The organism is Moheibacter sp., from assembly GCF_049672845.1.
Taxonomy (GTDB): domain Bacteria; phylum Bacteroidota; class Bacteroidia; order Flavobacteriales; family Weeksellaceae; genus Moheibacter.
This window is the reverse complement of sequence record NZ_JBATWT010000023.1, coordinates 419,099-433,015: the sequence shown is the minus strand read 5'-3', so window position 1 is coordinate 433,015 and position 13,917 is coordinate 419,099. Positions and strand designations below refer to the sequence as shown.

Annotated in this window: 12 protein-coding genes; 4 read left to right on the top strand and 8 right to left on the bottom strand. The window is 38.6% G+C overall.

All coding sequences use genetic code 11. The annotated features are described in order from the left end of the window. Positions 1-66: 66 nt before the first annotated feature. Both WBF63_RS09650 and WBF63_RS09645 read right to left on the bottom strand, forming a co-directional pair. Entirely contained in the window at positions 67-1,119 is a 1,053-nt protein-coding gene (locus WBF63_RS09650) for an NAD(P)/FAD-dependent oxidoreductase (protein ID WP_424369506.1), read from the bottom strand. A gap of 97 nt (positions 1,120-1,216) precedes the next feature. Beyond that, entirely contained in the window at positions 1,217-2,401 is a 1,185-nt protein-coding gene (locus WBF63_RS09645) for a pyridoxal phosphate-dependent aminotransferase (RefSeq protein ID WP_424369505.1), read from the bottom strand. Between the two features lie 149 nt (positions 2,402-2,550). Here WBF63_RS09645 and tpx point away from each other — a divergent pair, with 149 nt between their 5' ends. After that, positions 2,551-3,051, top strand: a complete 501-nt coding sequence (gene tpx, locus WBF63_RS09640) for a thiol peroxidase (protein ID WP_424369504.1) — start codon at positions 2,551-2,553, stop codon at positions 3,049-3,051. A 138-nt stretch (positions 3,052-3,189) separates the two neighbouring features. Beyond that, entirely contained in the window at positions 3,190-4,902 is a 1,713-nt protein-coding gene (locus tag WBF63_RS09635) for a T9SS type A sorting domain-containing protein (protein ID WP_424369503.1), read from the top strand. A gap of 63 nt (positions 4,903-4,965) precedes the next feature. Here the strand turns inward: WBF63_RS09635 and WBF63_RS09630 are convergent, their stop codons facing one another. The 3 genes from WBF63_RS09630 to WBF63_RS09620 form a co-directional block, all read right to left on the bottom strand. After that, positions 4,966-6,222 carry an OmpA family protein gene (locus WBF63_RS09630; protein ID WP_424369502.1) on the bottom strand — a complete coding sequence of 419 codons (1,257 nt, stop codon included), beginning with the start codon at positions 6,220-6,222 and terminating at the stop codon, positions 4,966-4,968. Positions 6,223-6,301: 79 nt separating this feature from the next. Next, positions 6,302-7,189 carry a 3-hydroxybutyryl-CoA dehydrogenase gene (locus WBF63_RS09625; protein WP_424369501.1) on the bottom strand — a complete coding sequence of 296 codons (888 nt, stop codon included), beginning with the start codon at positions 7,187-7,189 and terminating at the stop codon, positions 6,302-6,304. Between the two features lie 17 nt (positions 7,190-7,206). After that, complete coding sequence (locus WBF63_RS09620) at positions 7,207-8,172, bottom strand: Gfo/Idh/MocA family protein (protein ID WP_424369500.1); 966 nt, start codon at positions 8,170-8,172, stop codon at positions 7,207-7,209. Positions 8,173-8,244: 72 nt separating this feature from the next. On the opposite strand from WBF63_RS09620, the gene WBF63_RS09615 reads away from it, so the two are divergent. Continuing rightward, on the top strand, positions 8,245-8,889 hold the full coding sequence (locus tag WBF63_RS09615) for a protein-L-isoaspartate(D-aspartate) O-methyltransferase (RefSeq protein WP_424369499.1): 645 nt from the start codon (positions 8,245-8,247) through the stop codon (positions 8,887-8,889). 107 nt (positions 8,890-8,996) lie between these two features. Here WBF63_RS09615 and WBF63_RS09610 read toward each other — a convergent pair whose 3' ends face one another. Both WBF63_RS09610 and smpB read right to left on the bottom strand, forming a co-directional pair. Continuing rightward, on the bottom strand, positions 8,997-10,790 hold the full coding sequence (locus WBF63_RS09610; protein ID WP_424369498.1) for an OmpA family protein: 1,794 nt from the start codon (positions 10,788-10,790) through the stop codon (positions 8,997-8,999). 56 nt (positions 10,791-10,846) lie between these two features. Further along, positions 10,847-11,302: an SsrA-binding protein SmpB gene (smpB, locus tag WBF63_RS09605; protein WP_424369497.1), complete on the bottom strand. Its 456-nt coding sequence runs from the start codon at positions 11,300-11,302 to the stop codon at positions 10,847-10,849. Positions 11,303-11,359: 57 nt separating this feature from the next. Here smpB and WBF63_RS09600 point away from each other — a divergent pair, with 57 nt between their 5' ends. Then, entirely contained in the window at positions 11,360-12,982 is a 1,623-nt protein-coding gene (locus tag WBF63_RS09600; protein ID WP_424369496.1) for an ABC-F family ATP-binding cassette domain-containing protein, read from the top strand. Positions 12,983-12,997: 15 nt separating this feature from the next. On the opposite strand, the gene WBF63_RS09595 is transcribed toward WBF63_RS09600, so the two are convergent. Further along, complete coding sequence (locus WBF63_RS09595; RefSeq protein ID WP_424369495.1) at positions 12,998-13,909, bottom strand: DMT family transporter; 912 nt, start codon at positions 13,907-13,909, stop codon at positions 12,998-13,000. Positions 13,910-13,917 lie beyond the last annotated feature (8 nt).

Genomic DNA, 13,917 nt, shown 5'->3' with positions numbered 1-13,917 from the left:
ATATGTTTTTTGCCCGAAGTCAAAACTGACAACGGGGCAATTAAATATTTCTGAATGATTTGAAAATTAATCGATTGATTTCACAACCGCTTTTTCTGCTTCTTTTCGTGTTCCGTCAAATCCGTCCACACCGGAAACTGTGGTGTATTTCAGAATGAATTTTTTACCCGGGTTCAAGCGCTGATAAATGCTTTGACAAGCCATAGTTGCTTCATGAAATCCGCAAAGAATCAGTTTTAGTTTTCCAGGATATGTGTTGATGTCACCCACCGCATAAATCCCCGGAATATTGGTCTGATAGTCCAGCGCATTGTTTACTTTGATGGCGTTTTTCTCAATTTCAAGTCCCCAATTTCCAATCGGGCCGAGTTTTGGAGAAAGTCCGAATAATGGAACAAAATAATCTGTTTCAATAATCTGTTGCTCGCCTTCTCTTTCTACCGTAATGGCAGACAGATTTTCATCACCATGAAGTTCTACTACTTCGGCCGGCGTAATCAGATTGATTTTACCAAGATTTTTTAATTCTCTGACTTTTTCTACCGAATCCAGCGCCCCTCGAAACTCATTTCTGCGGTGAATTAAACTTACTTCAGAAGCGACATCGGTCAGAAAAATCGACCAGTCAAGTGCTGAATCCCCACCACCTGCAATCACGACTCTTTTGTCGCGGAATAATTCAGGGTCTCTGATGAAATATTCGATTCCTTTTTCTTCAAATTGCCCAAGGTTTTCCAGTTCAGGTTTGCGAGGCTCAAAACTTCCCAGTCCGCCTGCAATGGCGATGGCTTTTGCATGATGTTTCGTCCCACGGCTTCCTGTTACAATGAACGAACCGTCTTCTTGTTTTTCAATGGTTTCGGCCACTTCATTGAGTGTGAATCCGGGTTCAAATTGTTTGGTTTGTTCCATCAAATTATCCACCAGTTCTCCTGCAAGAATTGAGGGAAATCCCGGAATATCAAAAATCGGTTTTTTGGGATAGAGTTCAGCCAGCTGACCGCCCGGTTGTGGTAAAGCGTCGATAATGTGACAACGCATTTTGAGCAATCCCGCTTCAAAAACCATGAATAATCCGGTTGGTCCGGCTCCAATGATAAGTATGTCTGTTTGAATCATTTGATTAAATAATTGACTTGAATCAAATTGAAATTCAAGTTGTTCTACAAAAGTACGACCGAAACCTTAATTTTTCCGTGATTTCTGTCAGTATGAATTAAGCTTCCTGAAGTACATCTTTGATTCGGTTCATTGCTTCTTCGAGTTGTTTTTCCGATGCAGCAAAGGAAATTCTCAAACAATTATCCATTCCGAAAGCAGTACCCGAAACCGTTGAAACATGCACTTCTTCCAGCAGGAACATGGCAAGGTCATCAGCGTCTTTGATTAATTTCCCACGATAGGTCTTACCGAAAGTAGCAGAAACATCTGGAAATAAATAAAAAGCACCTTTGGGTTCGCTTACTTTAAAAGCGGGAATTTCAGCTGCTTTTTCCATCATCAGGTTTTTTCTTTTTTCAAAAGCTTCGACCATATAATGTGTTTCAGATAAGTCGGCATCCAAAGCAACAATCGCAGCTCTTTGGGCAATGGAATTTGCTCCTGATGTAATTTGACTTTGAAGGGTTTCGCAGGCTTTTGCAATCCACTCCGGTGCGCCGATGTAGCCGATTCGCCATCCGGTCATTGCATAAGCTTTTGATAGTCCGTTGATGGTTACGGTACGGTCATAGGCTTCAGGAAAAGATGCAATACTGACTGCCTTCTCTCCATACACAATATGCTCGTAAATTTCATCTGAAATAATGATCAAATCATGTTTCTGTGCAATGGCGGCGATTTCTTTTAGCTCAGTATTCAAATATACACTTCCGCTCGGGTTACAAGGAGAACTGTAAATAAGTGCTTTGGTTTTTGCCGTGATATAACTTTCTAGTTTCGCAGCGTTTGCTTTGAAATCCTCTTCAATTGTTGTCTGGATTATAACCGGAGTTCCGCCGGCGAGGCGAACAATATCTGCATAAGTTACCCAATATGGAACCGGAATCAGGACTTCATCACCTTCGTTCAAAATACATTGAAATACATTGTAAATAGATTGTTTTGCTCCGGTGGAAACAACAATCTGCGATGGTTTATATTCAATATTATTGTCTCTTTTGAACTTTCTGGCAATTGCTTCTCTGAGTTCGGGATAGCCAGCGATCGGTGGATAATGAGAATAATTCTGATCAATGGCCTGTTTGGCTGCTTCTTTTATAAAATCGGGGGTATCAAAATCGGGTTCACCAATACTCAGACTGATAACATCATTTCCCTGTTGTTTTAGATCCCTTGCTTTTTGCGTCATCGCAATCGTCGCAGGCGGCTGAAGCATTTGAAGCTTCGAAGAAAGTACCATAATAATGAAATTAAATTTCGGTGCGAAGATAGTTAATTTTGATTTTTTACAGTGTTTTATCTATCAATTGATTAAATAAACCGATAAGGATTTTCGAGTACTAAGGACGGATTTCAGGGATTTATGTAGTAAATTGCAAATAAAAAATTATGGCTACAATTACATTTAAAGGAAGTCCTGTAAACACAAAAGGAAATTTACCTTCTGTTGGTTCCAAAGCTCCTGATTTTAAACTGACGGCAACTGATTTATCTGAAAAAAGCTTGTCGGATTACCAAGGAAAAAAGCTTGTATTGAATATATTTCCAAGTGTGGACACCGGTGTCTGCGCTGCTTCTGTAAGACATTTCAATGAGTCTGCTTCCGGTTTGGAAAACACCAAAGTTCTATGTATTTCTAAAGATCTTCCTTTTGCTCACAATCGCTTTTGCGCAGCAGAAGGTTTGGAAAATGTGGTGAGTTTGTCTGAATTTAAAAATTCTGAATTTTCAGATACCTATCAGGTGGGAATGACAGATGGTCCGCTTGCAGGATTGATGAGCCGTGCAGTGGTAGTTATCGGAGAAGACGGAAATGTCAAATATACAGAGCAGGTTCCGGAAATCGGACAGGAACCCGATTATGAAGCTGCGCTTGCGAGTTTGAGATAATTAGATCATATTACTTTCTAAATTGAATCCTGCTTGAAAAAGCGGGATTTTTTTATGATAAAAATTAGCCAAATAAATTTTTAGCAGCCAATTAATACCTTTTAATTTGCTATTTAATTTAGACTAAATAAAAATAATATGAAAAAGATTACTTTTTTGTTGGGATTAATTCCCTTCGTATTAAATGCTCAAAATTTTGAGGAGGTCGAAACCGTGATGAAAGGATTTTATTATTCCGCCGGTGATTTGGCTGATTTTGACGGCGATGGTTTCACCGATGTGGTAATGAATGGTGCGATTGACAATAACGGCGATGGAAATGTTTATCTAACGCACAATGAAATTTATAAAAACAACAACGGAACGCTTGAATTTTATGCTGACCTTGGATCAAACTCAACGCATTTGGGCGACATTAAATTTATTGATTACAATAATGATGGTTTGGCCGACATAATCTCAACCGGACTGAGTTACAATGACATCGTGAATTATCAGCAATATCGGTTCAAGAATACAGGAACCGGTTTTGAACTAGACGGTAATTTAGCAGGAAAAATTTTTGGCTCTATGGAAGTTTTTGACTTCAACCATGATGGAAAGGTTGATTATGCGCTAAACGGAACCCAATATGTTGAGGGTGTGGGATTCACTTATGATCTTGATTTTTATCAAAATACGGGAAATGGTTTCGAAGCCCAAACAGCCTGGCTGCCTGGTACACAAAACGGGAGTTTTAAAATTATCGATTTAAATAATGATGCGCATCTGGATGCGATTATCACCGGATTCAATTCAGATATGGAAGCTGTTTTTCATATTTACATGAATAATGACGGAGTTTTTGAACTGACGCAAGAACTTCCGGCTGTGAACAGCGGGAAAATAAATTTCGCAGATTTCAACGCAGATGGATTTCTGGACATGGTGGCGGTAGGTCAGGATTCTGATTATGAAGTTTATCTGGCTTATTACATCAATGATGGTAATGGGAATTTTGAAGTAAATCAAATTGAAAATGAAGGACTCGAAGGAGGCAATGTTGAGGTTGGCGACCTTAACAATGATGGATATTATGATTTTATTATAAATGGTGATGATGATAATTATGACGGACAAGTGAAGGTCTTTTTGTATAAGCCCGCAGAAGAAAACTTTGAATTAGCTCTTGATACCGGAATTTATAATTTAGGAAGTCAGGGAACCCTGAAATTGTTTGATTATGATAATGACAGCCAGCTTGACATTTTGATTTCCGGTTTTGACTGGGCGGATCCTGATATGCCTTCGTTGACCAAATTATTCCGCAATTTATCAACTGATGCCAACCTCAAACCGACGGCTCCAACAGAATTATCATTGCAACAAGAGGATAATCGTCTGATTTTTTCATGGAGTGGTGCTTCTGATGACAAAACTCCAACTGAGTCTTTACGATATGAAATCACTGTTGGTTCCAATAGCGGAGAAGGAGATATTGCCAAGTATGTCGTGACAACTCCATTTTGGTTTTTGGATTTTGATGAGGTTCCTGCCAATCTTTATTGGAGTGTAAAATCTATAGATGCTTCAAAATTATATTCAGATGCTTCTGAAGAAGGTGAATTATCTAGTTCTGAAGTAAATTTTGCGGAAGAAGTTCAAATCTATCCAAATCCGGCAAAGGACTTTGTTTACATTAAAACAAGTAAAAAAATTGATTCTGTAGAAATTTATAATGTCAATGGTCAGCGTTTGAATTTAGAATTGAATCATGATCAAATCAATGTGAAGCAACTTCCTAGTGGTGTTTACGTATTGAAAATCCAAATAGGTAATTCATGGGTAAGCAAAAAGCTTATGGTAAGATAATTCAAGTATCTGAAAATAAAAAAGGCGGGACTTCCCGCCTTTTTTATTATTAAAGTATAATTATTAGTATCGTTCCAGAACCACAACTCTTCTGTTGCAAGCTCTACCTTCAGGTGTATCATTTGTACATTTCGGATATTGCTCTCCAAATCCTCTTACTTCCAATCGGTTTCCGTCAACACCTTCTGCAACAAGTCCATCTTTTACAGCTTGTGCACGGTTTTTAGAAAGCTTGAGGTTGTAGGCATCAGATCCTACACTGTCTGCAAATCCGTCAACGAAATAGTTACCTTCCTGTGAATTAATTATTTCCGCTGCGTCTTTCACTTTCTGGGCTCCATCTGCAGTAAGTGTATAACTATCAAACTCAAATAACACATCTTCGAAAGATATTTCTTTCACCGGATCTGGTGTAACTGGTTCTACAGGTTCTTCTTCTACCGGAATTTCCTTCATTACCTTACATCCGTTCACACAGTCATATTCGTCTGTACTTTCTCCATTCGGACATGGCTCAAGAGGGCATTCATCCAAGCGATCTTCGATTTTATCACCATCAGTGTCAGGACATCCGTTGTATTCTTTTAAACCTGGCACATCCGGGCATTCGTCTTCCTCATCAGGAATTCCGTCTTTATCACGATCGCTTTTCCCAAATCGGAATGCAAGCCCTGCTTTAGCCTGAAAGAAATCAATATAATCAGATTTCACTGCAGGGACAGCAACATACTGGGCTTCCAGATTCAAACCTATTTTTGACCATATCCAGAAATTCATACCCAACCCGCCCGATAAGGCAAAATGGTCATTGTCAACAATAGCACCGTTTTCCAGAACATCTCCATCATTGTCAACGATTCCACTGATCATATTTCCTGCATTATCGTATTCTGCAGGCGCAAATTCAAGTCCGCGGTAAGGCATTCTGTGATAATTTGCGCCAAAACGAATGTAGGGATCAAACCATGAAGTTTCTTTCAGGATGTAACCGTTTGCAAAACGATATCTCAATCCCATTCCGATTAAAACCATGTATTCATTGTCGATCATCAGTCGTTTATTGTCTATCTCTCCTACAGAAGCCTGCAAATCTACTGCAAATGAACGGTTTAAAGTTCTGGCGACTGATATTTGAGAAAGAGGCGGCACAAAAGACCAGTTATCTCCTTCAAAAAGACCTTCCCCAAATCCTCTGGCACTTGGGTGGTTTACGGCATGTACACCTCCGCTTATGTACCATTTTTTTAACGTATTCTGGGCGTAAGATTCAGCCGAGAGCAGTAAAAAGAGAAGGGTAAAGAATATAGAAAGTTTTTTCATAAATAGTTATTAGATAAATTTGACTCACTAATATATAAACAATTTTATTAAATCTTAAAATTATTAACAATTATATTATTTATTGAAAGAAAAGGGAAACTTTTTCAGCCTTTTTACTTTCAGAATAATCATAAAAACCTTCTCCGGATTTAACACCAAGTTTTCCGGCCCTTACCATATTTACAAGTAAAGGACAAGGTGCGTATTTTGGATTTTTAAATCCATCATACATTACATTCAGAATGGATAAACAAACATCTAAACCAATGAAATCGGCTAACTGTAAAGGTCCCATCGGATGAGCCATTCCCAGTTTCATTACCGTATCAATTTCCTGAACTCCGGCTACTCCATTGTAAAGTGTTTCGATTGATTCATTGATCATCGGCATCAAAATTCTGTTGGCCACAAATCCGGGATAATCATTTACTTCCACCGGAACTTTACCCAGCGTAACTGAAAGATCCATGATGGTTTTCGTTACTTGTTCAGAGGTGCTGTAACCTTTGATGATCTCAACCAGTTTCATAATAGGAACCGGATTCATAAAATGCATCCCGATTACCTTGTCAGGGCGATTTGTTGAAGCTGCGATTTGGGTAATAGAAATAGACGAAGTATTGGTTGCCAAAATTGTTTCCGGCGAAGTGATTTCGTCCAACTGTTTAAAAATTTTCAACTTTAAATCTGTGTTTTCTGTAGCAGCTTCCACCACCAAATCCACGTTTTTTACACCCTCAGCAGTGTCTGTAAAAGTCGAAATATTATTTAAAGTTGAATTTTTATCTTCTTCGGTAATGGTTTGTTTGGAAACCATCCGATCGAGATTTGAGGAAATTGTATGAACCCCTCTTTCCAAGGATTTTTCAGATAAATCGATTAGATTAACATTAAAACCATTTTGAGCAAATACATGGGCAATTCCATTTCCCATTGTGCCTGCACCTATAACTGCAATATTTTTCATTCAATTAATGTGTTTTATTATTTATTAAATGCCTCAATAATCTGATAAGCAATTCTCAAAGCATTGGTTCCGTCTTGAAGTGAGACCGGCGGTTCTGTATTATTTTCAATTGCATCAGCGAAGCTTTCCAGTTCATCCAAAATAGCATTACTGGTTTTCACATCGGGATTGTCAAAATAAATTTGTTTTTTTACCCCTTCTGCATTTTGAAGAATCATATCCCACTCACCCGGATTTTCCGGTGCTTCTTTCATTTTTACGACTTCACATGTTTTTTCCAGATAATCGACCGAAATATAGGCATCTTTTTGGAAGAACCTTGATTTGCGCATATTTTTTAATGAAATTCTGCTGGATGTGATGTTAGCCACACATCCGTTTTCAAAAACAAGCCTTGCGTTTGCAATGTCGGGTGAATCACTGATGACCGCTACCCCACTTGCGTAAACTTCCTTCACTTCAGACTTCACAACACTTAAAATGGCATCAATGTCATGAATCATCAGATCCAGTACAACCGGAACATCAGTTCCGCGGGGATTAAACTCCGCCAGTCGATGAGTTTCGATAAACATGGGATTAACAATTATATCTTTAACCGCTTTAAAAGCCGGGTTAAACCGCTCAACATGTCCCACCTGTCCTTTAACATTGTACTTTTTGGCCAGTTCAATGATTTCTTCCGCTTCCTCTACGGAGTTTGCTATAGGCTTTTCCAGAAATATATGTTTTCCCGCTTCAATAGCCATTTTTGCGCACTCATAGTGTGAAAGAGTGGGAGTTACTATGTCCACGATATCGGAATGCTCGATAAGTTCTTTGATATTGGAAAATGATTTATAACCTAATTCAGATTCTATCTTTTTTGCATTTTCTTCATTGGGGTCAAAAAAGCCTACCAAATCTAACTTTTCTGATTGGTGAGCTAATTTTAAATGAATTTTACCTAAGTGTCCTGCCCCTAACACACCTATTTTCATCATGCTTTCAAATTTGAGTTTAAAAATACATAGAATACCTTTAAAATTGCTCAATTTTGTAAAAAACTTGTAGATGTGATAGACGAATTTAAACACAAAGGTAAAAGAGAACAGTTAGTAAAATTATTAAGACAAAAAGGTATTGAAGATGAAAACGTATTACAAGCCATAAACAAAGTCCCAAGGCATTTATTTATGGACAGTGCTTTTGAAGAATTTGCCTATAAAGACCAGGCATTTCCGATTGCGGCGGGTCAAACCATTTCACATCCATTTACAGTAGCCAAACAATCTTCCTTATTACATATTAACCATGGTGATAAAGTACTGGAAGTTGGCACAGGCAGTGGTTACCAAGCGGCGGTTTTAGTTGAAATGGGAGCAGATGTTTATACGGTTGAACGTCAAAAGGAACTTTTTGATTTTTCACAACGTATTTTCAAAAAAATTAAAATTCGCCCTAAATACGCCACTTATGGTGACGGCTACAAAGGCTTACCCTCATTTGCTCCGTTTGACAGAATTATTGTGACTGCCGGATCCTCTACTATCCCCAAAACTTTATTAAAACAATTAAAAATAGGGGGCATTATGGTAATTCCGATTGGTGCCAAAAATCAGATGATGACAACTTTTCTGAGAGTCGGTGAGCGTGATTTTGAGAGGATGGAATTTGGAGATTGCCAATTTGTGCCGATGTTGGAAAGGACAGAAAAATGACAATACTCATTGATTATGCCCGAAGTTACGGGCATTTTTTATTTAGAGACTAAAAAAAGGAAAGCCGCTCATTGAGCGGCTTTCTTATTAAATATTTGAATATGAAATTATTGTTTTACAATTTCAATTCTTCTGTTCTGAGCTCTACCGTCAGCAGTTTTGTTGTCGTATTTCGGTTGAGATTCTCCATATCCAACAGCTTTCAATCTGCTTCCATTAACTCCCTTAGCAACTAAGTAGTCAAATACAGTTTGTGCACGTTTTTGAGAAAGTACCAAGTTGTTTGCGTCGCTACCAACATCGTCAGTATGACCTTGAATTTCATAGTTGCCTTCTGTAGCGTTCAGGTATTGAGCAATTACATCCAAGCTTTGTTTAGAAGCTTCAACTAATACATCTTTACCTGTCTGGAAGTAAATCATTTTTGCAAGGTCAGCGATTTGAACGTTTGCACAGTCTCCAGTAACTTCAATAGCCGCAGGCTGGAAGTTAGCGTCAGCAAATTTCAATTCAACACGTCTGTTTCTTGCTCTACCCTCATCCGTATCATTTGTAGTGATAGGTAATGACAATCCATAACCTACAGATTTCATTCTTGCAGCAGGAACACCTTTGCTTTCCAAGTAAGCTTTTACAGAAGCTGCACGTCTTTCAGACAATGGCAGGTTGTAATTCTGGCTACCTTTGTTATCAGTATGACCTTCTACCAACCAGTAAGCGTTTTTGATTTTGTCAGAAACCAGAATTGGAGCGATACCGTCAAGAGTAGTCATTGAAGTTGCAGTTAATTTGTCAGAGTTGTACTCGAACAATACGTTTTTCAATGCATCTTTAATAGCCTGGATATCTGTACAGTTGTCAGCAATTTCAGGACATCCGTTGTTTTCAACAGTTCCGAATTCATCTGGACACTGATCTTTTCCGTCACATACACCGTCACCGTCTCTGTCAGGACAACCGTTACATCCTTCAATCGAAGAAGCAACACCTGGAGTATCAGGACAGTCATCATCTACGTCAAGGATACCGTCACCGTCTCTGTCAAGAATAGGACATCCGTTGTTTTCAGCTGGACCAGCTTCTTCAGGACAAGCATCTTGGTTGTCACAGATTCCATCACCGTCAGTATCAGGACATCCGTGGCAGTCTGGGTTGTCTGAAGGAACACCAGGAGTGTCAGGACATGCATCTACGTCATCTTCGATTCCGTCACCATCACGGTCTTTGTTTCCAAAACGGAAAGTAACCCCAACTGTGTGCTGGAAGAAGTCAAAATAGTCTGTTTTTGTCGCTGGAATCCAGTTATAATCAGACGCAATATTCAAACCGAAGTTTTTAGTGAACCAAAAGTTGATACCGGCACCCCCTGAAAGACCAAAGTGATCTTTAGTAGCTTCCGGCTGTTGCCACAATAAGTCAAGTACTTCATCAGTAGCATCACCTTCGTGGTTTCCATAAACAGGATAACCTGCAGGAATGTTTCCATCTGCATCAGCTATGCTTGTAAAGTCGTAACGGTTATAGTTGGCACCGATACGTAAGTATGGGTCAAACCAACCTTCACCTTGCAAAATTTTGAAACGCAAACCTAAACCTGCGTTTACGAAAAACTCATCTTGAATACGTAGACGGTCGTTGTCGATTTCCCCAACAGAAGCGGTTAAATCCACATCGAAGAAACGTCCAACGTTTCTGATGATCGATAATTTAGATAAAGGAGGTACAATGCTGTAGTTGTTGTAGTTAAAAAACTCGTTACCAACTCCACGAACTGACGTATAGTCAACTGCGTGAGCACCTACCGTAACTGCCCAAGGATCTCTCTGATTTTGAGCATTCAAAACAGTACTGCTCAAAAACAGCACCATTAGAGCGGTTAATAATAGATTAAACTTTTTCATTATCAAATATTTAGTGTTTTACTTTTATTTATATGTAACACAATCCAAATGCAAATTTAAGAATTCTTTATGATTCTATCCAAATCTCTTTTTAAATCTTTTCCTTTAATCGTTTCTCTTTTATCATATAACTTCTTCCCTTTTGCCAAATGAATCTTTAACTTAGCCAGACCTTTCTTGTTGATATACAGGTTTGTAGCTACAATTGTATTGCCCGTTTCTTTGGTCTTTCGTTCCAATTTTTTGAGCTCATTTTTTTTTAATAATAATTTTCTGTCCCTCCTTGTTTTATGGTTAAAGTACGTCCCCCAATCATATTCATCTATAAACATATTGATGATGTAAAGTTCGCCATCCTTGAACTGACAGAAGCTTTCCGTTATACTCGCCTTACCCATCCGGATTGATTTAATCTCGGTTCCAAACAATTGAATTCCTGCATCATAATCATCCATCAACTCATATTCATAACGAGCTTTTTTGTTTTTTATGTTGATTTCTCTTTGCTGCATAAACCGATTAAAATTCCTACCTTTGCACCGATTTTTATAAATTTAATACACGCAATAATGTTAACAGTTTCAAACCTATCGTTGCAATTCGGAAAACGAGTTTTATTCGACGAAGTTAATATAAAATTTACAAACGGCAACTGTTATGGTATAATTGGTGCCAACGGGGCCGGAAAATCTACTTTTTTAAAGATTTTAACCGGTGAAATTGAGCCAACTTCCGGACAAGTTTCCCTTGAAAAAGGTAAACGTATGTCATTCCTGGAACAAAATCACTTTAAATTTGATGAATTCACAGTTTTAGATACCGTTTTGCGCGGAAATAAAGTACTGTATGACATCAAAGAAAAAATGGATGCGCTTTATGCTAAACCTGACTTTTCTGAAGAGGACGGAATTAAAGCGGGAGAACTAGGCGTTTTATATGAAGAAATGGGCGGATGGAATGCCGAGTCAGACGCTTCTACCTTATTGTCCAATGTGGGAATCGAGCCTGACATGCATTATACCTTAATGGGTGATTTGGACAACAAAGCAAAAGTGAGGATCTTACTTGCGCAAGCCTTGTTTGGAAATCCAGATGTACTGATTCTTGATGAGCCTACCAACGAATTGGACGTTTATACCATTTCATGGCTGGAAGATTTCCTGGCCGATTATGAAAACACAGTTATAGTTGTATCACACGACCGTCACTTTTTAGATGCGGTTTGTACAAATATTGCCGATTTGGATTTTGGAAAAATTAATCTTTATTCAGGAAACTATACTTTCTGGTACCAATCTTCCCAACTGGCAGCAAAACAAAGAGCACAGCAAAATAAGAAAGCTGAAGAGAAAAAGAAAGAATTACAAGAATTTATCGCAAGATTCTCTTCCAACGTCGCTAAAGCAAAACAGGCTACGGCACGTAAAAAGATGATTGACAAATTGAACATTGAAGAAATCAAACCCTCATCACGTCGTTACCCGGCTATCATCTGGGAACAATCCCGTGAAGCAGGAGATCAAATTTTGGATATTACTGATTTGTCAGCTTCTGTTGATGGAGAAGTTTTGTTCAAAGACGTAAACTTGAACTTGAAAAAAGGAGACAAAATCGGGGTGTTCTCTAAAAACTCCAAAGCCGTTTCCCAATTCTTTGAAATTATATCGGGAAATGCCCAACCGGATTCAGGTGAATACAATTGGGGAATTACAACAACCCAAGCTTATTTGCCTTTGGATAATACCGAATTTTTTAAAGATGACATTAATTTAGTGGATTGGTTACGTCAATATACTGAAAATGATGAAGAACGTCATGAGGAATACATGCGCGGATTCTTAGGGAAAATGCTGTTCTCCGGTGAAGAAGCCTTGAAAAAGTCTTCAGTTCTTTCCGGAGGAGAAAAAATGCGTTGTATGTTTTCACGAATGATGTTATTGAGAGCCAATGTTCTTTTGATGGACGAACCAACGGGTCACCTGGATTTGGAATCAATTACAGCATTGAACAATTCTTTACAGAATTTCAAAGGGACTGTATTGATGGCTTCCCATGACCATGAATTGATCGAAACGGTATGTAACCGAATCATCGAACTAACACCAAAAGGAATCATCGACCGCTATATGACTTATGACGAATTTTTGGAAGACAAAAAGGTTAAAGAACTAAAAGCAGAAATGTATGCTTAAGATTTCCTGATAAATTTATACGGAGGGCGCAGTATTGTGCCCTTTTTGTTTAACTGGATTTGGCTTTTTCTGAATCAGATAAACTCCAAACAAAATCAACAAACCGCCAAAAACATGAACCAAAGCCAATTTTTCGCCATCAAGAATTCCCCAAAAAACCGCAACGACAGGCATTAAATAGGTTACTACAGAGGCAAAAATCGCAGACGTCTGCTGAATCAGTTTATAAAATAAAATCATAGCGAGAGCCGTACCGAATAAACCTAAAATAGCTACAAACCCCAGTCCTTTTAGCTGTTCGGGAGTTCCCTGAAATTTTGTAAAAAAACCGGTAGTTCCCAATATAATCAGCGCCGGCGCCAACCAAATACTGAAAACTACAGAAGAAAGTTTAAAGGAAGGAATTCCGGACAAATAACGACTGACTATCAGTCCGTTCATACCATATAAAATAGTGGCCAAAACGATTAAAAGCGAATTAAACAAATCACTGGACGCACCGTTTCCATCATCGCTGATGAGAATTGCCGCACCTGCAAACCCGACCAACGCACCCAAAACCTGAGTTCCTCGACTTTTGATCCCAAACAGCAAATACCCAAAAATCAATACAAAAATCGGGACAAGGGAATCCAATATTCCCGCCATAGAACTACTGACTTTTTGCTGCGCAATCGGAAACAAAAACATTGGGATAAAATTACCCATACATCCGCCCACAATTACCCATGGCATAAGCTTTTTAGGGATGTGTTTAAAATTTCTCACTCCAAATCCGACAAGCACCAAACCCGCTATGGTAAGGCGAAGCGCTCCAACTTCCATGGGCGAATAAGCCACCAGACTTTGTTTTATGAGTATAAAAGAACTGCCCCAAGTGAGCGATAAGACCGCCAATAAAACCCATTTATTTGAGAGAAATTTCATCACGCAAA